The organism is Photorhabdus heterorhabditis (genome assembly GCF_018448905.1).
In the GTDB taxonomy this organism is placed as follows: domain Bacteria; phylum Pseudomonadota; class Gammaproteobacteria; order Enterobacterales; family Enterobacteriaceae; genus Photorhabdus; species Photorhabdus heterorhabditis.
Genome location: NZ_RCWA01000007.1, coordinates 1 through 21,193, shown reverse-complemented (window position 1 = coordinate 21,193; position 21,193 = coordinate 1). Strand labels below are relative to the sequence as shown.

The 21,193-nt window shown below is 42.6% G+C and carries 15 protein-coding genes and 1 pseudogene; 4 read left to right on the top strand and 12 right to left on the bottom strand.

All coding sequences use genetic code 11. The annotated features are described in order from the left end of the window. Positions 1-539: 539 nt before the first annotated feature. The gene (gene trhP / locus EAE89_RS06120) at positions 540-1,916 is read right to left on the bottom strand and encodes a prephenate-dependent tRNA uridine(34) hydroxylase TrhP (protein WP_214085550.1); all 1,377 of its coding nucleotides are present in this window, start codon (positions 1,914-1,916) and stop codon (positions 540-542) included. Positions 1,917-2,118: 202 nt separating this feature from the next. On the opposite strand from trhP, the gene EAE89_RS06115 reads away from it, so the two are divergent. Continuing rightward, on the top strand, positions 2,119-2,256 hold the full coding sequence (locus tag EAE89_RS06115) for a hypothetical protein (protein WP_338049377.1): 138 nt from the start codon (positions 2,119-2,121) through the stop codon (positions 2,254-2,256). A 64-nt stretch (positions 2,257-2,320) separates the two neighbouring features. On the opposite strand, the gene EAE89_RS06110 is transcribed toward EAE89_RS06115, so the two are convergent. The 6 genes from EAE89_RS06110 to EAE89_RS06085 form a co-directional block, all read right to left on the bottom strand. Continuing rightward, complete coding sequence (locus EAE89_RS06110; RefSeq protein ID WP_054478284.1) at positions 2,321-2,665, bottom strand: YegP family protein; 345 nt, start codon at positions 2,663-2,665, stop codon at positions 2,321-2,323. 97 nt (positions 2,666-2,762) lie between these two features. Further along, complete coding sequence (baeR, locus tag EAE89_RS06105) at positions 2,763-3,467, bottom strand: envelope stress response regulator BaeR (RefSeq protein ID WP_054478286.1); 705 nt, start codon at positions 3,465-3,467, stop codon at positions 2,763-2,765. After that, on the bottom strand, positions 3,464-4,852 hold the full coding sequence (gene baeS / locus EAE89_RS06100) for an envelope stress sensor histidine kinase BaeS (RefSeq protein ID WP_054478288.1): 1,389 nt from the start codon (positions 4,850-4,852) through the stop codon (positions 3,464-3,466). The genes baeR and baeS overlap by 4 nt, the downstream gene beginning before the upstream one ends. Next, entirely contained in the window at positions 4,849-7,935 is a 3,087-nt protein-coding gene (gene mdtC / locus EAE89_RS06095) for a multidrug efflux RND transporter permease subunit MdtC (RefSeq protein ID WP_054478289.1), read from the bottom strand. The genes baeS and mdtC overlap by 4 nt, the downstream gene beginning before the upstream one ends. Next, positions 7,932-11,078, bottom strand: a complete 3,147-nt coding sequence (locus EAE89_RS06090; protein ID WP_054478291.1) for an MdtB/MuxB family multidrug efflux RND transporter permease subunit — start codon at positions 11,076-11,078, stop codon at positions 7,932-7,934. The genes mdtC and EAE89_RS06090 overlap by 4 nt, the downstream gene beginning before the upstream one ends. Then, positions 11,078-12,301 carry an MdtA/MuxA family multidrug efflux RND transporter periplasmic adaptor subunit gene (locus EAE89_RS06085; protein ID WP_054478293.1) on the bottom strand — a complete coding sequence of 408 codons (1,224 nt, stop codon included), beginning with the start codon at positions 12,299-12,301 and terminating at the stop codon, positions 11,078-11,080. The genes EAE89_RS06090 and EAE89_RS06085 overlap by 1 nt, the downstream gene beginning before the upstream one ends. Before the next feature lie 563 nt (positions 12,302-12,864). Between EAE89_RS06085 and EAE89_RS06080 the strand changes: the two genes are divergently transcribed. Further along, entirely contained in the window at positions 12,865-13,104 is a 240-nt protein-coding gene (locus tag EAE89_RS06080; RefSeq protein WP_244866226.1) for a nucleoside hydrolase, read from the top strand. A gap of 268 nt (positions 13,105-13,372) precedes the next feature. Here EAE89_RS06080 and ppx read toward each other — a convergent pair whose 3' ends face one another. From ppx to purM, 5 genes are all read right to left on the bottom strand, one after another. After that, a complete protein-coding gene (gene ppx, locus EAE89_RS06075; RefSeq protein ID WP_054478298.1) occupies positions 13,373-14,905 on the bottom strand; it encodes an exopolyphosphatase in 1,533 nt (510 codons plus the stop codon). A gap of 3 nt (positions 14,906-14,908) precedes the next feature. Beyond that, positions 14,909-16,978 (bottom strand): polyphosphate kinase 1, encoded by a 2,070-nt coding sequence (gene ppk1, locus EAE89_RS06070; protein ID WP_054478300.1) that lies wholly within the window; start codon positions 16,976-16,978, stop codon positions 14,909-14,911. A gap of 78 nt (positions 16,979-17,056) precedes the next feature. Then, the gene (speG, locus tag EAE89_RS06065; RefSeq protein ID WP_054478302.1) at positions 17,057-17,602 is read right to left on the bottom strand and encodes a spermidine N1-acetyltransferase; all 546 of its coding nucleotides are present in this window, start codon (positions 17,600-17,602) and stop codon (positions 17,057-17,059) included. 97 nt (positions 17,603-17,699) lie between these two features. Beyond that, the gene (purN, locus tag EAE89_RS06060) at positions 17,700-18,338 is read right to left on the bottom strand and encodes a phosphoribosylglycinamide formyltransferase (protein WP_054478304.1); all 639 of its coding nucleotides are present in this window, start codon (positions 18,336-18,338) and stop codon (positions 17,700-17,702) included. Next, on the bottom strand, positions 18,335-19,375 hold the full coding sequence (purM, locus tag EAE89_RS06055) for a phosphoribosylformylglycinamidine cyclo-ligase (protein WP_054478306.1): 1,041 nt from the start codon (positions 19,373-19,375) through the stop codon (positions 18,335-18,337). The genes purN and purM overlap by 4 nt, the downstream gene beginning before the upstream one ends. Positions 19,376-19,612: 237 nt before the next feature. Here purM and upp point away from each other — a divergent pair, with 237 nt between their 5' ends. Together upp and EAE89_RS06045 are read left to right on the top strand one after the other, a co-directional pair. Then, a complete protein-coding gene (gene upp / locus EAE89_RS06050) occupies positions 19,613-20,239 on the top strand; it encodes a uracil phosphoribosyltransferase (RefSeq protein ID WP_054478308.1) in 627 nt (208 codons plus the stop codon). Positions 20,240-20,306: 67 nt separating this feature from the next. After that, positions 20,307-21,056: pseudogene (locus EAE89_RS06045) on the top strand (solute carrier family 23 protein); the annotation flags it as partial. Positions 21,057-21,193 lie beyond the last annotated feature (137 nt).

Genomic DNA, 21,193 nt, shown 5'->3' with positions numbered 1-21,193 from the left:
ATCAGAACCATGACGAGGGAGTTGATACCCAGAATGGTCAGGTAAATGTTGAACTAATAGTTTTAACAATAAGTAAATTGTAATTATCCTATTTCGTAATTTTCACCCGATCAATTTTATCAAATCGCATAATATTTAGCCTAAATATGATGGATTTTCTGAATTATTGAATAGTGAAAAATTTTAATTACATTTCTTTAGATGGTGTTATATTTCAGTAACTATAAATATTTTCTTATTAATGTATAAGGTATAAGAAACATATTAATACAAAGATTTATTAATTTAATAGTTAAACTAATCTATTTAATTAATCATGTAAATGAACTCTGCAACTTGTTGATTTTATTATTCCGGGGGAAAAAGAAAAGGCCAGCTCAAGGGAGATTGAGCCGGCCAAGGAGGTGGTTCCTAGTCTTACTGTAATACTTTTTTAGTTTTTTATTTTTCGTCAACAATACTACGGTAAATAAAATAGTATTGATGTGATCTGTTTCTAAAAAAAGAAATATACCATCATAAGGAGGGTATATTGATGATTATTTGTCTGAATCTCGGCTCATGTGAAGAGATTGAGAATTAATACCATTTAGATTACGGATTAATAAGGCGTAATTAATATCAATTTGTTTAGGAATTGGTAAATAGACAATATACCCATCACCAGGGGCAACTTCCATTGACTGACCTTTTTTACCCTGCATTGCTTCCAGTGTGAACTGGATATTGCCTGATGGCGTCATTAATTCGAGGCGATCTCCGACCATGAATTTATTTTTGACTGCAACCTCAGCTAATCCGTTGACTCGCTCACCGGTAAATTCACCGACAAATTGCTGTGTATCGGATATCGAATAGCCGTATTCATAAGTTTGATAGGCATCATGGGTATGACGGCGTAAGAATCCTTCGGTATATCCGCGGTGAGCAAGCCCTTCCAGGGTGGTTAGCAAGATTGGATCAAAAGGTTTTCCTGCAACAGCATCATCAATAGCTCTGCGGTAAACTTGTGCTGTGCGGGCGCAGTAATAGAAAGATTTTGTGCGTCCTTCGATTTTTAGCGAGTGAACGCCCATTTTAGTTAATCGTTCAACGTGTTCAATTGCGCGTAAATCCTTAGAATTCATGATGTAAGTACCATGTTCATCCTCAAAAGCAGACATATATTCGCCTGGACGCTTCATCTCTTCGAACGTAAATACTTTATCTGTTGGTGCACCTTTTCCCAATGTTGGCTCGATATTTTTTGCCGGTATAGGCTCATGTATATGCACAATATTACCGATATCGTCTTCTTTGCCTTCTTGAATGTTGTATTCCCAGCGGCAGGCATTAGTACATGTTCCCTGATTTGGATCACGCTTATTAATATAACCGGATAGCAGGCAGCGACCGGAATAGGCCATGCACAGTGCACCATGTACGAACACTTCCAGCTCCATATCAGGAACATGTTGGCGAATCTCGTTAATTTCATCCAGAGAAAGTTCACGGGAAAGAATGACTCTGGTTAGTCCCATTTGTTGCCAGAATTTTACTGTTGCCCAATTGACCGCATTAGCTTGAACGGAAAGGTGGATTTCTATTTCTGGGAAAGCTTCACGAACCATCATAATGAGTCCGGGATCGGACATAATCAAAGCATCAGGTCCCATTTCTACGACGGGTTTCAGATCACGGATAAAGGTTTTCAGTTTGGCATTGTGCGGAGCAATATTGACTACAACGTAAAAGCGTTTGCCAAGCTCATGCGCTTCCTTAATGCCCTGTGCCAGATTTTCGTGATTAAATTCATTATTACGAACACGCAGGCTATAACGTGGTTGGCCGGCATATACGGCATCTGCGCCATAGGCAAAGGCATAACGCATATTTTTCAATGAGCCGGCAGGGGAAAGTAATTCTGGAATAAACATGTTTAAAAAATTCTCGGTCTGAATTCAGGTCAGTTTTCACTACAAAAAGTGAGGATAAGACCACGGATTCTAACGCTTAATCTGTTGGGGATACAAATTTATTAGGTAAATAGATTGAGATGGATTTTTATACTGAAGTTTTAAAATAAAAAATATTGTGTACTATGTCACCAATCGAAACTATATCAATGAGTACAAATAAATGTCAGATTTCATTGGAGGTCAGATTAACGCTGGATTTTCTATCGAAGGTTTTTATGAAGATCAGCAACCCAATCCTCGCTTTGTCGTCGATCATTTTATGCTGACATTCCTGGCAATTAAAGCAATTAAAAGATGAAGATGCACCTTATCAGTTGAATAGTAATTTCAACTGATAAGGTGCAGTTTATTATAAAAAAATATTACTCTGACTTTGTTAGATCACGAACATTCACACTGGAGCCGTTTTTAACCGCCGACTGAATGCCTTTTTTGGCAGCAGTTTCATCATCGTACAACTCGCTGAATCCGATAACTTGATAGTTTCTCGCTTTCAGCACGAAATAAGACTTACCAGCTTTGTTTTCCCTGATTTCGAAGTTCTTTTCTTCAGGGGAATTCGCCTGAATAGAACGAATCCCTTTATTCGCTGCTGCCTTTGTAGTGTACATTTCACTGGTGAGGATAACTTCACCGTTCGATGTTTTTAAGTTGAAATAATACTGCTTGTTTTTTGTCCTTTTGAGATCATAGTGACCTATAGCCATAGATAATTCCTCCAATTAAAGATGAGTATTTTTAATATAGCTGAATTTCTGACCGGTGAGAGGTTGAGAGAAACTTAATTCAATTAAAATGTGACAGTTATAACAAACGGCATATATCGGCCTCCCAGCGGTAACCAAGCCCATAAATGGAACGGATGAATGTTTTACTGCTGTCTAATTGTTCCAATTTACGGCGTAAGTTTTTAATATGGCTATCAATAGTGCGGTCCGTAACGATGCGGTGATCGTCATACAAATTATTCAGTAATTGATCGCGGGAAAACACCCGTCTAGGATGGATTGCCATTGTTTTTAGTAACCGGAATTCAACGGGAGTTAGATCCAGTATTTTGTCGCGGTAACTTGCCTGAAAGCAGGCTTCATCAATTTGTAGGTCACTTTGTTTGACAATATCCTGTGGTCGGTAACAGCGTCGGAGAATAGTTTTCACTCGTGCAACAATTTCACGTGGGCTATAAGGTTTACAGATATAATCATCTGCCCCGATTTCCAGCCCCAGTAATCGGTCAATTTCTTCGGTTTTAGCGGTGACCATAATAATAGGTACATCAGAAAAACGGCGGATTTCACGACAGACAGATAAACCATCACAACCTGGAAGCATCAGATCCAGCAAAATAATATCTGGATTGTGTTGCTGTACGTGAGGAACGACTTCATTACCACGCAGTAGCCACTGAGTCTTGTAATCAGCCGCGTTTAGATAATCAACCAGTAATTGACCGAGTTTTGGCTCATCTTCAACAATTAAAACAGTATAATGTTCAAATTCTGCATTCATGGCATTTCGCAGTCAGGGGATTTAATTAGCGGTAATTCTACGCTAATTCTCAAGCCACCTAAAGGTGAGGGTTCAGCACGTATCGTACCATTATGCGCTTCAACGATGTTATAGCCAATAGCCAACCCAAGCCCTGACCCACCACTGGCACGGTTTCGAGAAGATTCACTGCGGTAGAATCGTTCAAAGACTCGCTGACATTGTTCTGGTAACAGCCCTGGCTCGCTGTCCTGCCAGCTCAGTATAAAGTGGTTATCATCAGAGTTACCTTCAATAATCAGTTTTCCATTGTTAGCGGTATAGCGAAGGCTGTTTTCCAGTAAATTATGAAATAGTTGAGTTAATCTGCCTGGGTCAGCAAACATCATGACAATTTCAGGCAGCTTAACATCCATCTGAATTTGCTTATCAATGAAACGGCCTCGGTAAGATGCTATAGCAGCTTGAAGTAACCCACTGATATTGATAAATTCTTTCCGATATGCCAGTGCTCCGCGATCTGATAGAGATAGTTGATGCAAATCGTTAACTAGTTTGGTCAATGTGGTGATCTCTGCTAATAACGAATTGAGTGTTTCAGGTGTTGCTTTACGAACACCGTCCTGTAAAGCTTCTAATTCACCTCGCAATATAGAAAGAGGTGTGCGAAGTTCATGGGAAATATCTGCCATATAATCACGGCGCATTTGTTCATTTTTTTCCAGCGTACTGGCAAGTTGGTTAAAATTGTGGGCAAGCTGACCGATTTCATCTCTACTTGATGGTGTAACTCGGACACTAAAATCGCCTGCTGCTAGTTTATACGTCCCTTCAACCAAGCGTTTAACGGGTTTTAGCATGCCGCGGGACAACAAGAATGTCGCTATGATTGCCAGTAAGGTAGATAAGCCCGCAATTATCCAACTTGTCAGTTGTTGCTGGTGATCAAAACTGATATCAGCCTGGCGGGTGATTTTGTCAGATGTACTGACAATGACCCAACCGACTATCTGATTATTATAGTTAATTGGTTCGCGATAGGTATCGGATGGAATTTCACCTTCGTGACCGACCAGTAGTTTCATATCACTATCCACGACCCAAAACTGAGTTCGCCAGCCGCGGGGCGGTGGACCCTGGCGGCTTTCACTGGTTTGTTCAATAGAACGGATGATTTGAAAAATGATCCGATTATTCTTCTTTAAGAATTTCCAGCTACCATATTGTTGATATTGTTCAGCTAGTGCTTCAGCTAGCATAGAAGTGCGTAACTGGATGTTTTGTTTTATATAACCAATAAAACCATGCTGAAAACTGCTTCTGATACCCCAGTGCATGGTAATAAGTACCAGCATACAAGTGGCAAAGATAGCCATAAATAGTTTGCCACTGATACCGAGTTTCATGATTGCCCCGCAATTTGTTTGGTGGTGCGTCGTTGTTGCCATTTCTCTCTTAATCGATCAAAACAGAGATAGACCACCGGTGTGGTATATAATGTTAAAAGTTGGCTCATGACCAGACCACCAACAATGGTAATTCCTAATGGTTGGCGCAACTCCGCGCCATCACCATTACTCAAAACCAATGGCAGGGTACCAAACAAGGCGGCAAGTGTAGTCATCAGAATTGGGCGGAAACGTAACAGGCTAGCCTGGAATATCGCATCACGGGCACAGATATTGCCTTTACGTTGGGCTTCAATGGCAAAATCCACCATAATAATGGCATTTTTTTTCACGATACCAATCAACAACATGATGCCTATTAAGGCTATCAGGCTGAATGGAGTGTTAAATAGTTCCAATGCCAACAAAGCACCAATACCGGCAGAAGGCAAAGTAGAGAGAATGGTCAGTGGGTGGATATAACTTTCATACAATATTCCTAACACCAGATAAACGGTGATAATTGCAGCCAGAATCAGGAATAACTGTGATTTCACTGCTTCTTGAAAAATTTGAGCCGTGCCTGCAAAAGTGCTGCGAACAGTTGGAGGCACACCAAGTTCAGTGATGGTCCTTTCAATAGCATTGATAGCATCGGAGAGGGTATAACCTTTTGGTACGTTAAAGGAAATGGTAGAGGCAGCAGAAAGCCCCTGATGATTCACACTTAGCGGCGCATTAGCGGGCTGCCAGTGAGCAAAATAGGAAAGTGGAATTGCCTCTCCTTTATTGTTAATCATAAACATTTTTTCCAATGCGCTGACATCTTGTGTATATTCCGGTGCAACTTCCATTACAACTTTATACTGATTAAGTGGCTGATAAATAGTAGATATTTGTCGCTGGCCAAACGCGTTATTCAGTAAACTATTTGCTTCACTGACATTAATTCCCAGCCGTGACATGGTATCGCGGTCATAAGTTATTGCCATTTCAGCTCCCTTATCTTCTTTATCTGAATTCACATCGGCCAGTTGAGGCAATTGCCCTAATGCCTTACGGATAACGGGTTCCCATTTGCGTAGATCATTGAGGTCATCTGCCAGTAATGTAAACTGGTAGCTTGCATTACTTTGGCGACCACCCGCTCTGATGTCTTGTACTGGAATTAAAAACAGGTTTGCCCCCGGCTCATTAGCAAGTTTGGTTCTCAGGCGTGAAATAACTTGTTCAGCGTTGTCTGAGCGCTCTTTTAGCGGCTTCAAAGAGATAAACATAAAACCGCTGTTTACCTGCCAGCCGCCGGTAAAACCGGTAACGCTATCTACCGCAGGATCGGCATTAATTATCTGCATAAAATTTTTCATTTTTTCACGCATAGACTGGAAAGAGATACTTTGATCTGCCCGGACGAATCCTAACAACCGGCCAGTATCTTGTTCTGGGAAAAAAGTTTTTGGAATATTGATATAGAGCCAGACGTTTAGGGCAATAGTGCCAGCCAGAATTAACAGCACCCAGCGGCTATGATTAAGAACCCATATTAGGGAGCGGCCATAACCTTGCTGAATTTTCAGCAGAACTTTGCCAAACCCGCGAATTTTTTCCTGTGCTTTGGTGCGTTGGGGTTTCAGCAAATGAGCACACATCATTGGGGTCAATGTTAAAGAGACCAACAACGAGATACCGATTGCTGTCGTTAGCGTAATAGCAAATTCACGGAATAGCCGACCAACCAACCCATCCATTAGCAGAAGAGGGATAAAGACTGCGACCAGCGAAATACTCATGGAAAGGACGGTAAAGCCCACTTCTTGAACACCTCGCAGCGCCGCTTGCATAGGTTTAATGCCAGCTTCAAGGTGGCGGGAAATATTTTCCAATACCACAATAGCATCATCTACGACGAATCCTGTTGCAATCGTCAGTGCCATCAGGGAAAGGTTGTTAAGACTAAAACCGCACAAATACATGGCGGTAAAAGTTCCAATGAGTGAAACAGGTACGGCAATCGCTGGGATCAATGTTGCCCGGCCAGAACGTAGGAACAGGAATACCACCAGAATCACCAGTCCGATAGCAATTACCAACGCACGCTCCACCTCTGCTAATGAAGCACGAATAGTTGGTGTGCGATCCTGAGCAACTTTAAGTTGAATAGAGGCGGGGATGGATTCACGTAATGCAGGTAATTGTTCACGGATACGGTTTACCGTGGCGATAATATTTGCGCCAGCTTCACGGCGAATGATAAGCAAAATAGCCGGTTCACCGCCAGACATACCGGCTGCTCTGACATTCTGAACCGAGTCTTTTATATTCGCTACATCTTGTAGCCGCACTGGTGAGCCGTTTTTGTAGTGAACGATTATCGGTCGATAACTTTCAGCGGTTTTCAGCTCATCGTTGGTTTGGATCTGCCAGCGTTGCTGATCTGAATCCACATATCCTTGTGGGAGGCGAACATTTGCGTTGCTGATAGCTTTACGTATGGTATCTAGAGAAACCCCTTGATTAAACAGAGCGTTAGGATTCAATTCAATTCTCACTGCGGGTAGAGAACTTCCTCCAACAGAAACTTCACTGACTCCTTCGACTTGTGCAATTTTCTGGGCGAGTTGAGTAGACGCTAAATCGTAAAGTTGCCCCTGATTATAGGTATCAGAAGTCAGTGTTAGGATCATAATGGGGGCATCGGACGGATTGGCTTTGTGGTAACGTGGTCTACTGTGCATACCGGAAGGTAACATATTTTGAGCGGCATTCAAGGCTGCTTGTACATCCCGGGCGGCGCTATTAATATCGCGGCTCAAATCAAATTCAAGCGTAATATTTGTACTGCCAAGTGAACTACTGGACGTCATCTCATTGACACCGGCAATTCGTCCCAATGCCCGTTCCAGCGGAGTAGCAATAGATGATGCCATTGTTTCCGGTGATGCTCCTGGCAATGAGGCATAAACGGTGATTACCGGGAAATCCACTTGCGGCAAAGGGGAAACCGGCAACAGGGTAAATCCTAATAACCCGCATAGGGTTATAGCTAAACTGAGCAGCGTTGTGGCAACAGGGCGCTGGATAAATAAAGCAAAAAACTTCACCGTAGCTCCTGATTATTAATAGATGAATTATCCTGCTCGCTAGGTTTGCGATTACGACGATAGTGCGCCAGTCTGTCAAACAGTAAATAGACGACCGGAGTTGTAAACAGCGTCAGGATCTGGCTCATAATCAGTCCGCCAACCATACAAATTCCCAATGGTCGGCGTAATTCGGCGCCTACACCGGCGCTGAGCATCAATGGTAAAGCACCAAACAATGCGGCCATGGTGGTCATCAGAATTGGACGGAAACGCAACAAACAAGCCTGATAAATCGCTTCATAAGGGGATAACCCCTGTTCGCGTTCTGCCGCCAGAGCAAAATCGATCATCATGATAGCGTTTTTCTTCACAATACCTATCAGCAGGATAATGCCGATGATTGCAATAACATCCAGTTCTTGACCTGTCATCATCAGTGCTAGCAGTGCACCCACTCCCGCTGTTGGCAGCGTGGAGAGAATTGTTACCGGATGAATAAAACTTTCGTACAGTATTCCCAGCACAATATACATGGCGATAACAGCGGCAGCGATCAGCCATAATGTATTGCCGAGTGCGCTTTCAAATGCCAGCGTTGTTCCCTGGAATTTAATGGTTATATCTTTGGGCATTTCAATTAATTGCGCTGCATTGCGAACAGCATTGACTGACTGCTCAAGAGAAGCATTTCCCGATACGTTGAAAGAAAATGTTGCTGCGGGGAATTGTGCCAGGTGGTTAATTGCTAACGGGCCAAATCTTTGTTCAACAGTAGCGATAGCGCTGAGTGGTACGGTATTACCATCAATTCCGTTGAGACGGATGTTATCAAATGCGGCCAGTCCCGGGGTCGATTTCACATCATGTTCTAGTACGACTCGATACTGATTGGCCTGAGTATAAATTGTTGAAATCAGTCGCTGACCAAATGCATTGTAGAGGGTGTTATCGATAGCCGCCATTGAGATACCTAACCGACTAGCAATGTCTCTGTCTACTTTAACATAGGCGATCAGCCCTTGTGCTTGCCAGTCACTGTTGATATCAACCAGCTCTGATCTCTGTTTCAGTTCAGTCAATAACTTCGGTACCCATATACTCAATTCATCTAGGGAAGTTGCTTGCAATGTGAATTGATATTGGTTACGTGTAACCTGAGTATCAATCGTCAGATCTTGCATGGGTTGCAGATAGAGTTTTACGTCTGGTATGGACGCAATTTTTTCCTGTAAACGAGGAATAATTTCAGCGATTCTGTCGTTACGTTGGTTGAGTGGTTTCAGCGTAATTTGTAGCCGCCCATTATTTAGCGTTGGGTTACTACCGTCAACGCCAACAAATGTAGTGACATTTTCTATTGCGGGATCTTGCAACAATAAGGACGAAACCTGTCTCTGTTTATCTGCCATTGCCGCAAAAGATACTGATGGCGGTGCTTCTAATGTTCCCTGAATCAGCCCGTTATCTTGCAATGGGAAAAAACCTTTTGGAATAATGACATAGAGCATGGCGGTTAGTGCCAGTGTGCTTAGGGCGATACCAAGTGTGATCCACGGGTGGTTTAGTGCTTTTTTCAGCCATACTGTATAACCAGTAATTATCCGTTCGAAAAAGTGTTCACTGGCCTGTTCAAAGCGATTGTGCTTTACCTGTGATTCCGATTTGAGCATTCTGGCGCACATCATGGGTGTTAATGTTAGTGAGACAATGGCAGAAATCAGAATTGCAATGGCTAGAGTAATGGCAAACTCACGGAAAAGGCGGCCAACGATGTCGCCCATGAAAAATAACGGGATCAACACGGCGATTAGAGAGAAAGTTAGAGAGATAATGGTGAAACCGATTTCACCGGCACCTTTCAATGCTGCGGCCATCGGTTTCTCGCCTTGTTCTATATAGCGGGAGATATTCTCGATCACCACAATGGCGTCATCCACCACAAACCCGGTGGCAATGGTGAGGGCCATGAGTGTCAGGTTATTAATGGAGAAGCCGCAGAAATACATTACTGCGAATGTGCCGACCAGTGAAAGGGGAACTGCGATACTTGGAATAAGTGTTGCGATGCCGTTACGTAAAAACAGATAAATCACCATAACAACTAGCACAATTGACAGTAGCAGCTCAAACTGAACATCTTTTACTGAAGCACGAATAGTTGTCGTGCGGTCAGTCAGAATTTTTATATCGACAGATTTTGGCAAACTGCTAATGAGCTCCGGTAACATCTGACGAATGTTATCTGTAGTTTCAATTACGTTGACACCCGGCTGGCGCTGAACATTAATCACAATTGCCGGTTTACCATTTGCCCATGCGCCTAGCTTGATATTTTCAGCCCCTTGCTCAATAGTTGCTACATCTCGTAATCGTACGGGTGCACCATTTTTATAGGCAACGATCAGTTTGCGATAATCATCAACGGATTTCATCTGATCATTGGCTGAAAGCGTGACAGAACGGGTTGGTCCGTCAAGACTACCTTTGGCTGAGTTAACATTGGCACTGTTGATGGCGGTACGGATAGTTTCGCTATCTAATCCCTGAGCAGCGACAGCTTGAGCATTCAGTTTCACTCTGACTGCTGGGCGCTGCCCGCCGGCAAGTGTTACCAATCCAACACCATTTACCTGTGAAATTTTTTGTGCGACGCGGGTTTCCACCATATCCTGAATCTGAGTCATCGGCATGGCATCGGAGGTTATTGCCAGCGTTAAAATTGGTGGATCAGCGGGGTTAACCTTGTTGTAAATAGGTGGATAGGGTAGGTCATTGGGTAATAAGTTGCTGGCAGCGTTAATGGCAGCCTGTACTTCTTGTTCGGCTACATCCAATGGCAATGTCAGTTGAAATTGTAATGTGATAACTGAAGCACCACCGGAGCTTTGGGATGCCATTTGTTTAAGGCCGGACATCTGTCCGAGTTGGCGTTCCAATGGCGCTGTTACCGCAGAGGTCATCACATCAGGGCTTGCGCCAGGGTAGAGTGTGACTACTTGAATTGTGGGATAGTCCACTTCCGGTAAAGCGGACACGGGCAACATGCGATAGCCGATAATTCCTGCCAGTAGGATTGCCACCATAAACAACGTGGTAGCGACGGGACGCAGGATAAACTGGCGGGATGGCCCGCCCCTCGGTATCTGGGCGTTTACCTGCATCAGGAGTTCTCCGCCTTGTTATTATGTGGTTGGATTTTAATTTTATTTACCATCGGAGTAACGATATCTACCTTATCGCCGTCTGTCAGGCGGTCGATACCATCAGTAACCACTTTGTCACCTTCTGTCAGGCCAGAGCTGATAACAACGCGTTGGGCATCCTGTAATTTGACCGTGACCAAATGCTTGCTAACTTTGTTATCTTTATCCAGTATCCAAACAAAATTCCCTTCATGACCCATTTGCAGCGCGGCATTTGGGATCACAACTACGTTTTCCAATGTATCGACTTTGATATGAATATTAACGAACTGATTAGGGAATAGAATTTCATCCTGATTAGAAAAACGGGCTTTGAGCTTAATCGTGCCGGTAGCGGTATCGATTTGATTATCGATACTTAACAGTTTTCCTTCGGCAAGTTGTTGTTGATTACTGCGATCCCATGCGCGGACAACAACGTCATGATTCCTTTTTTGAGCTTGTAAAACCGTGTTGATATCGTTTTCCGGTAGTGAAAAGAGCGCATCGACTGGATCAGTTTGTGTAATAACCACAATAGGGGAATTGTTGCCACTGGAGATAAAATTTCCCACATCGATCTGTTTCAGACCTACTCGACCAGAAATTGGTGCAGTAATACGGCTGTAAGCGAGCTGAAGTTTTGCATTATCAATGATCGCTTGATCAACTTTCAGGCTGGCTTCATGTTGATGGACAAGTGCACGTTGATTATCCATTTCTTGTTGGGAAATTAGTCTGGTGTTTGCCAGCTTCTGATAGCGATTCAGATCTTGACGAGCATTAACCAGTACGGCTTGATCTTTGGCAAGCTGGCCTTCAGCTTGTGCTAATTGAACCTGAAAAGGACGTGGATCAATTTCGGCCAGTAAGTCACCTTGTTTAATTTGTTGACCTTCTTGAAAGTGTAGTGCCATAAGCTGACCTTCTACCCGGCTGGTCACGGTGACTGTATTCGCAGCTTGAATAGTGCCTAGTCCGGTCAGATAACGGGGCACTGCCTGTTTTTTTGCCGTGGCAGCTTGAACTGGGGGTAAAGGAGAACGTCTTGAGACAGAAGATTGAGCAGACACACTGGATTGCGCATTTTTCTTCTGAGGAGTAGAAGATGTTTTAAATTGATGCCAGACAAATATAGCAATAGCAACTGTAACGGTGGCTAATATTGCACGGAAAAGGCGGCGTTTATTATTTTTATTCATTTATTCGACATTCTCTCAAAACTCAAGGTATCACTTGATTTATGTACGGCTGCATTATCGATTTAATCATATGTTATTAGTTTAGCCAGTGAGGATAGACTAAAAAATGGAGGAAATGTGGAAATTATGTCAAGGAAGTGCTTTTTAAGGTAAATTAAGGTGTTTTTTGTCATTTTTTTCGAGGCGGCTCCAAAAATTGTGTAACTGATGATTGGGTCGCTTTAATTTTTTCGCAATTATTAGAACATATATTTATTTTTTGATGAAGATTCAGGCCAATTATAAAACACCGGTGAAGTAGAAAGGATAGAAATAGCTATATCCTTTTTGTCTAATAACTAAGTATAGTTTGGAAGAGATAAATCTAATGAACAACTTTAATTGTTTATGTTAATAGGTTGTTTTTTTGTCATTTTATTTATTGATGATGCATTGTGAAATAGATCACATATTTGCTATATATCTCTGTGCATCTTGCTTCTTTATTGTAGAAAAAGGTCATGTGACTTTTTTTAGAGCAGCTTATAACCTAATGTAAGGGACATTATAAAGAGGAGGATATTATGAGACATTTAATTATTGATACAGATACTGCTTCCGATGATGCAGTTGCCTTGTTGATGGCGTTACGGGAGCCTTCAATTTTTATTGAAGATATCACTATTGTTGCGGGGAATTGTACGGTCTCTCAGTGTAAGAAAAATGCGTTAGTCAGTATTGAAAAAGCGGGGATGTATATTCCTCCGGTATATGAAGGAATGAGTAAACCATTATTTAGAGAGCACTATACCCTTCATCCTTGAAGTTGCGGCTTTGTTGGCTGCGTTCACTTGCCGCCGCTATACTTCATATCACATTCATGGGAAAGATGGTATGGGTGATATGAATTTACCATAATCTCCATGAATAGCAGAAGATAAACATGCGGTTTGCGGTCTGTTTATTTTTCTGATGATGATCCAATGCCACAATAGACGAATAAATAAAGCACCCGAACAAAATTAAAAAACTGATAAGTAAAATTAGTTTGGTAATTTGAGATCGTTTCTTTTTCTTCATAGATTTAGGCTGCTATGCTGATTCTTCTTCTATTTCCAGTTGCCAACCAGTAACATTATGCCAGTAGTCCTGCTCTTTTTCTAAATCAATCTGCATCAGGGTATTTTCTGATAAATAATTGTGAGGTAGATAGAGTGTCCAATGATTATCATCAGTTACCAGTCTGAGTGATTTAGGTATTGTTGTGGATTGGCGCTGATTGTTAAGTAAAGTAGCCAGGCGCAGGATTTGAATTAATGGCAAATATTGTTTTTTCTTGAATAAATTGAATTTTGGTAAATCATCCAGTTTTATTGTTTTGCGATGATAGCGAACCAGTGTCGCCAGTAGTAATTGTTGTTCCTGATTAAAACCTGGCAAATTAGTATGTTGGAGAATGTAGGCAGAATGTCGCTGTAATCCGCTTAAGTTAATATTTAGCCCAACTTCATGTAACATTGCCGCCCAATGTAAGATAGCCTCAAGTTGAGGTTGCACTAGTTTTGAATTCTGGATTGCCCACTGTTTGTAAAGCACTTCTGTCGTATCAAGTACACGCTTTGCCTGTTCTCTGTCGATATTATAGTGTTCAGCCAGGCTTTTTGCGGTTCTCCGGCGAATATCTTGATGGCGAAAGCGACCTTCCATTTCATATAAAACACCTTCGCGCAGAGCGCCATCTGATAACTGTAATTCTTTTATATGTAGGGCATCGAATACACCACATAAGATAGCCAGACCGGGAACAAAAACTTGTTTACGATCATCAGATAATTCGGGCAGACTGAGGGTCTTAAGCTTTTTGAATTTAAGAACTTCTTTGACTAGCATCTCTAGTCGTTCTGGTGTGATTAATCCGTCTTTTTCTCCCATTGCAACCAGTACTTCATAAACCGCTTTAATTGTCCCGGATGCGCCAAGCGCCGAATTCCAGCCTGTAATACGGTACTGCCATGAGAGGTTTTCCAGTTTTTGAGCTGCTTCAAGCCGTGCTCTGCGGAATCTTTCTGCACTGATTTCTTCATCCGGAAAAAATTGGTGAGCGAAATTAATACATCCCATTCGGCGACTTTCTACCAATAAGGGGTCAAAGTTTTCACCGATCACTAATTCTGTGGAACCACCACCAATATCAATCACCAGTTTTCTATCTTGTTCTGGTTGAGTATGCTCCACTCCCATATAGATCAAACGGGCTTCTTCATGGCCGGAAATAATTTCAATCGGGTAGGGGATAACTTCTTTTGCCCGTTTGATAAACTCTTTTGCGTTACTGGCTTCACGTAAGCTGTGGGTCCCTACCAGACAAACGTTGTCAGCCGGAAAACCTTGTAACCGTTCAGCAAACAGGGCAAGGCAAGCCAGGCCGCGTTCTATTGCTTCTTCACTTAATTCATTTTTATGGTTAAGGCCGTAAGCTAGGTAGACACGCTGTTTTAAGCGGCCAAGAATCTGCAAGGCACCGTTAACAATTCGTGCAATGACCATATGGAAACTGTTTGAACCTAAATCGATTGCTGCAATTTCCATTGGTCTTGGCGTGGACTTATCGTGTGTTAGCGGCATAAATTAAGCTCTTGGTCCAGGTTGTTCGAGGGATTTTATATAGTCATAAATAGCCATCTGTGCGCGGATCTTCCGTTTATTGCCTCGTGGCACATAACTGTTGCTCAATTCTTTATCGACATAACGGGCTTTCACCGTATCATTAAATTGCAATTCGAGAATATCCAATACGCGTTGTTTCAATTGGGGATCGAGCACGCAGACAGCAACTTCAATCCTGTAGTCGATATTACGGGTCATCCAGTCGGCAGAGGAGAGAAAGACTTTTTCATCTCCGTTATTGGTAAATACGTAAACTCGATCATGTTCAAGGAAACGGTCAACAATGCTGGTAATCTGAATGTTTTCGCTAAATCCCAGCTGGTTTGGTACTAGCGAACACATACCGCGTATCAGCAGGCGTATTTTTACACCGGCTTCAGAAGCGTCGTACAGACGGTCTACCAGCTCTTTATCAACAAGATTATTGATTTTTAATGTGATACCCGCAGGTTTATCTGCTTTGGCATTTTCTATTTCTTGTGAAATAAGTTGGTTGAGCATTGCACGAGAATTCTGTGGTGAAACCATCAGGTTTTCAAATTTAACCGGACGATAGGGGTTTTCAATAAAGTTGAATACTCGGCGTACTTCGTTGGTGATTTTCGGATTTGCTGTCAGCAGGGAATAGTCTGTATAAAGACGGGCTGTTTTTTCATTAAAGTTACCGGTACCGATATGGGCATAACGAATAATTTCTTCGCCTTCGATACGGGAAATAAAAAATAGTTTTGCGTGAATTTTTAATCCTAGTGCGGAGAAGATAACATGTACTCCCGCTTCAGTCAGCCGTTTGGCCCAGTGAATATTGGCCTCTTCATCAAACCGTGCTTGTAATTCAACAACAACAGTGACCTTTTTACCGTTATGAGCAGCATGAATCATTGAATCAATAATGCGAGAATCTTTTGCAACCCGATAAATATTGATTTTGATGGAAAGTACACTCGGATCGAAAGAAGCTTGGCGCAATAATTCTAATACATGTTCAAAGGTATGATAGGGATAATAGAGTAGAACATCCTGTTCACGGATAGCATCAAAACCATTGCGGAAATAATCAAACCAGATGTGACGTAATCTCGGCAGTGGTTTATTCAGTAAGTTTTTATTCCCCTCATTGGGAAATTTAATAAAATCTTTAAAATTGTGATAGCGCCCACCCGCGATTACAGAGTCATCATTCGATAGACCAAGTTTGTTACGCAGTAATTCCACCATTTCATCTGGCATTTCTCGCTGATAAACGAACCTTACCGGTTCCGCAGTCAGTCGTTGTTTCAATGTGGATGACATCAATTCAAGCAAGCTAGACTCCATTTCTGTTGCCAAATCATATTCAGAATCGCGAGTCATTTTCATTGAATAGGCGTTGAGTGAATCATAATCGAAGAATCCTTTGAAAATTTCATCAAGACAGTAACGTAGGATATTGTCTAATAAAATCATTGACTTGCGTCGTCTTGGCATTTCGGGAGGCAAATTAACAAAACGGGGAACTTTATCTGATGGTAGTTCCAGCAATGCATATTGAGTATTTTGACCATGTATAATTTCGATCGCCAGATAGGTGTAATCATCTTTTAGGAATTCAACCAGATTAGTTTCCGGGTTAATCAAGATGGGCGTGATATGTGGTCGCAAATGTTGACGGAAATATTGCCTCAACCAGATTTGCTGGTTAGGTGAAATCTGCCGTTCATTGATCAGGAAGATTTGATTGCGGGCCATTTCCAGCAATAATTCGTTATAGAGCACATCGAATTCTTGATCGGTTTTGGCCACTTTGGTTTGAATTTTTTTCAGTACGTGCCGGGCGCTGGTAGCTGATCCACGTTCTTCATTAATCAGGATTCGTCGTTTCACATCAGCAAACCGGACTTTGTAGAATTCATCCAGATTATTAGAGTAAATACCCAGGAACCGCATCCTTTCAATTAATGGATTGCTCTTATCCGCCGCTTCCTGAAGCACACGTTCGTTGAATGATAACCAACTAAGTTCTTTCTCGGTATAGAGCCTGTCTTGGGACATCGTTACTCCGGTGTTCAGGTAAAAGTATTGAGATTTACTAGCTTGCCAGTTGCTAAAATCTTGCGTCTAACCGCTGGTTTAGGCTTTTTCACCTGCCTTAGATGCAAAATATTGATGTTGGAAAATACACATGCGAATCGCTGTGCGGTAACGGCCATTAATAAAGAATTCATCTATTAATTCGCCTTCAATACAGAAACCCAGCTTATTATAGATATAAATGGCCTTGGAATTTTCTTTATCAACAATTAGGTAGAGTTTGTATAGATTAAGCACAGAAAATGCGTATTCCATTGCTAATTTTGCCGCTTTAGTCGCATGCCCTTGGCCCTGATAAGCTGGCGCGATAATTATCTGAAATTCTGACCGACGATGGATATAGTCGATTTCGACTAACTCAACCAACCCAACTTTAGAATCAGAACTCTCGATAATAAACCGGCGTTCGCTTTGGTCGTGAATATGTTTGTCATAGAGATCGCACAGTTCAACAAAAGCTTCATAAGGTTCTTCGAACCAGTAACGCATCACGCTGGCGTTGTTATCTAATTGATGGACGAAAGGCAAATCTTCCCGTTCAAGTGGACGTAACCTAACAGGTGGAGTATGAGAGCCACCAGACATTTGACACCTCGGTGTTTTTAATAAAAGGGTATTGTTAATATAGTTCGCAGTGCTGGGTATCTTACCACAGCACTGTAATTAGCGGTTAATAAATAGATTATTCTGCGGCGTAACCTTGTGCGGGAAGAGAATTTCCATCCAGATACGCTTTGCCATTGATCATACTCAGGCGTCCTTCGACAAACCAGTTGATGACTAATGGATAGATATTGTGCTCCTGAGTCTGAACCCGTTTAATAACGTCCTCTTCTTGGTCATCTGCAAAAACAGGAACCTTGGCTTGCAGGATCACTGGACCGCCATCCAGCTCTTCTGTCACAAAATGGACCGAAGTCCCGTGCTCGGTATCACCATTTTCTATCGCTTTATGGTGAGTATGCAGGCCGGGGTATTTTGGCAACAAGGAAGGATGGATATTCAGTAGGCGACCAAGATAGTGTTGAACGAATTCAGGTGTCAAAATGCGCATATAACCCGCGAGAACGACTAAATCTGGCTGATACTGATCAATGGCGTGTTTCAATGCTTCATCATAAGCTTGACGATCTGCATAGTTTTTGGGGCTGACAACATGAGCTGGGATATTGGCTTGTTTAGCTCGCAACAAGCCGTAAGCGTCTGCTTTATTACTGAATACGGCACAAATCCGCCCACTGATTTTATTCAGTTGACAGGCATCAATCACCGCCTGAAGATTGCTGCCGTTGCCAGAGATTAATACAACGATGTTTTTCATTTAATAACAACCTGTTGTTCACCTTCTTTCAGTGTAGCAATGGTGCCGATTTGCCAGGCTTTTTCACCAGCCGCATTGAGTAATTCAACTGCATGTTCTGCTGCTGTTTGTGGTAATGCAATCACCATTCCGACACCACAGTTGAATGTACGATACATTTCATGACGACTGACATTACCGGTCTGTTGCAGCCAGTCAAATATTGCCGGCCATTGCCAGCTGGATTCATTAATCTGTGCCTGGGTATTTTCAGGCAGGACACGTGGAATATTTTCCCAGAAACCGCCACCCGTTAGGTGAGCAATAGCGTGAACGTCAACTTTTTCAATCAAGGATAAAACGGATTTAACATAAATTTTTGTTGGGGCAAGTAGGTGATCTGCCAGCGGTTTGCCTTCAAGCTCCGTTACTTCTGGATTTGTATTGCTGACTGACAGAATTTTGCGTACCAGAGAATAACCGTTTGAGTGTGGGCCACTGGCGGCCAAGGCGATCAGGGTATCACCCGCCTGAACTTTGCTGCCGTTAATGATTTCTGATTTTTCAACGACACCAACACAGAAGCCAGCAACATCATAATCTTCACCATGATACATCCCAGGCATCTCTGCGGTTTCACCGCCCACCAGAGCGCAGCCTGATAATTTACAACCTTCTGCGATACCGGTGATAACACTGGATGCTGTATCAACATCCAGTTTCCCAGTTGCATAATAATCAAGGAAAAATAGAGGTTCTGCGCCCTGGACAACCAGGTCATTAACGCACATTGCAACTAAATCAATGCCGATAGTGTCATGGCGTTTGAGATCCATTGCCAGACGCAATTTAGTACCAACACCGTCGGTACCGGAAACTAGAATGGGTTCGCGGTATTTTTGTGGTAATGCACATAAAGCACCAAACCCCCCTAAACCCCCCATGACTTCTGGACGACGGGTCTGTTTTACAACACCTTTAATACGGTCTACCAAGGCATTACCAGCGTCAATATCTACACCGGCATCTTTATAGCTAAGAGAGGTTTTGTTGGTCACTGCGAAGTCCCCAAGGCGGTTGTATTTGATAAATTAAGATAGAGCATTAGTCATTCTATCAGTCTAAGCAAACGTTTGCGAGACCCTTGTTGAGGATCTCATTATCAGAGAAAAAAGTAACAAAGGGTTTGTGCTTGATTAAAATCAATAGATTGATAGTGGTGTTATGGGTAAAAGAAGGTATAATCCCGCGGTTTTTTTGTCTGCCGGTGACATGACATACAGTAGGAGAAGTCCATGAAGATCGTTGAGGTGAAACACCCCCTTGTTAAACATAAACTCGGCCTGATGCGAGCGAATGATATCAGCACCAAACGCTTTCGTGAACTGGCCGCAGAAGTTGGAAGCCTTTTGACTTATGAAGCAACTGCTGATTTAGAAACGGAGAAAGTCACTATTGATGGCTGGTGTGGCCCGGTAGCAGTTGAACAGATTAAAGGTAAAAAAATAACAGTTGTGCCTATTCTGCGTGCAGGGCTGGGGATGATGGATGGGGTATTAGAGAATGTCCCGAGCGCTCGGATCAGTGTCGTAGGTGTTTACCGCAATGAAGAAACGTTAGAGCCTGTCCCTTATTTTCAAAAACTTGCTTCCAATATTGATGAACGCATGGCTTTGGTGGTTGACCCAATGTTGGCAACCGGTGGCTCCATGATTGCAACTATCGATTTACTGAAAAAAGCAGGTTGCCAGTCAATTAAAGTTTTGGTTCTGGTTGCAGCACCTGAAGGTATTGCAGCGCTAGAAAAAGCCCACCCAGATGTAGAACTGTATACCGCTTCTGTTGATGAGAGACTCAATGAACAGGGATACATTGTCCCCGGCCTGGGAGATGCCGGCGATAAAATATTTGGTACGAAATAAATAAGTTAGATAGCCGACTTTTGAGTCGGCTTTTTTTTGGCTCGTGACGCATTAAGAGGATAAATAAATGACCCGTCGCACTATTGGGGTAGATGAACGGCCTCCATTTTTACAAACCATTCCGCTGAGTTTCCAACATCTTTTTGCTATGTTTGGTGCAACGGTATTGGTGCCGATTCTGTTTAAAGTCAACCCGGCGACGATTTTGCTATTTAACGGTATCGGCACATTATTGTATCTGATTATCTGTAAGGGAAAAATTCCGGCGTATTTGGGATCAAGTTTCGCCTTTATTTCGCCGGTTTTATTGTTGTTACCACTGGGATATGAATTGGCTCTGGGGGGCTTTATTGTCTGCGGGGTGTTGTTTTGTTTGGTTTCGCTGATTGTGAAGGTAGCAGGGCGGGGTTGGATCAATGTGCTGTTTCCACCTGCGGCAATGGGTGCCATTGTTGCCGTTATCGGTTTGGAGCTTGCGGGTGTTGCGGCTGAGATGGCAGGTCTGCATCCGGCGGAAGGTGCTGACATTAATACAACAACGTTGACAATCTCTTTGGTCACATTGGCTGTCACTATTCTTGGTTCAGTTATGTTCCGTGGATTTCTGGCTATCATTCCAATTCTGATTGGCGTATTGGTCGGTTATGCGCTGGCATTCTTGATGGGTGAAGTTGATCTGACACCGGTACGTGAAGCGCCGTGGTTTGCGTTGCCTACTTTCTACACACCACGTTTTGAATGGTTTGCTATTATGACGATTTTGCCGGCGGCACTGGTTGTTATAGCAGAACATGTTGGTCATTTAGCGAAAAACGCCGTAAACCCTTGCCCAGTGCGAGGGTGTCGCAAAAGTTATCCCTTATCAGTTAATATCTTGGTTCCCATTCCAAATTCAGAACTTCTATTATGACCACATTCCTACGACAACTGATGCCTTCCGTTCACACCGGGCGT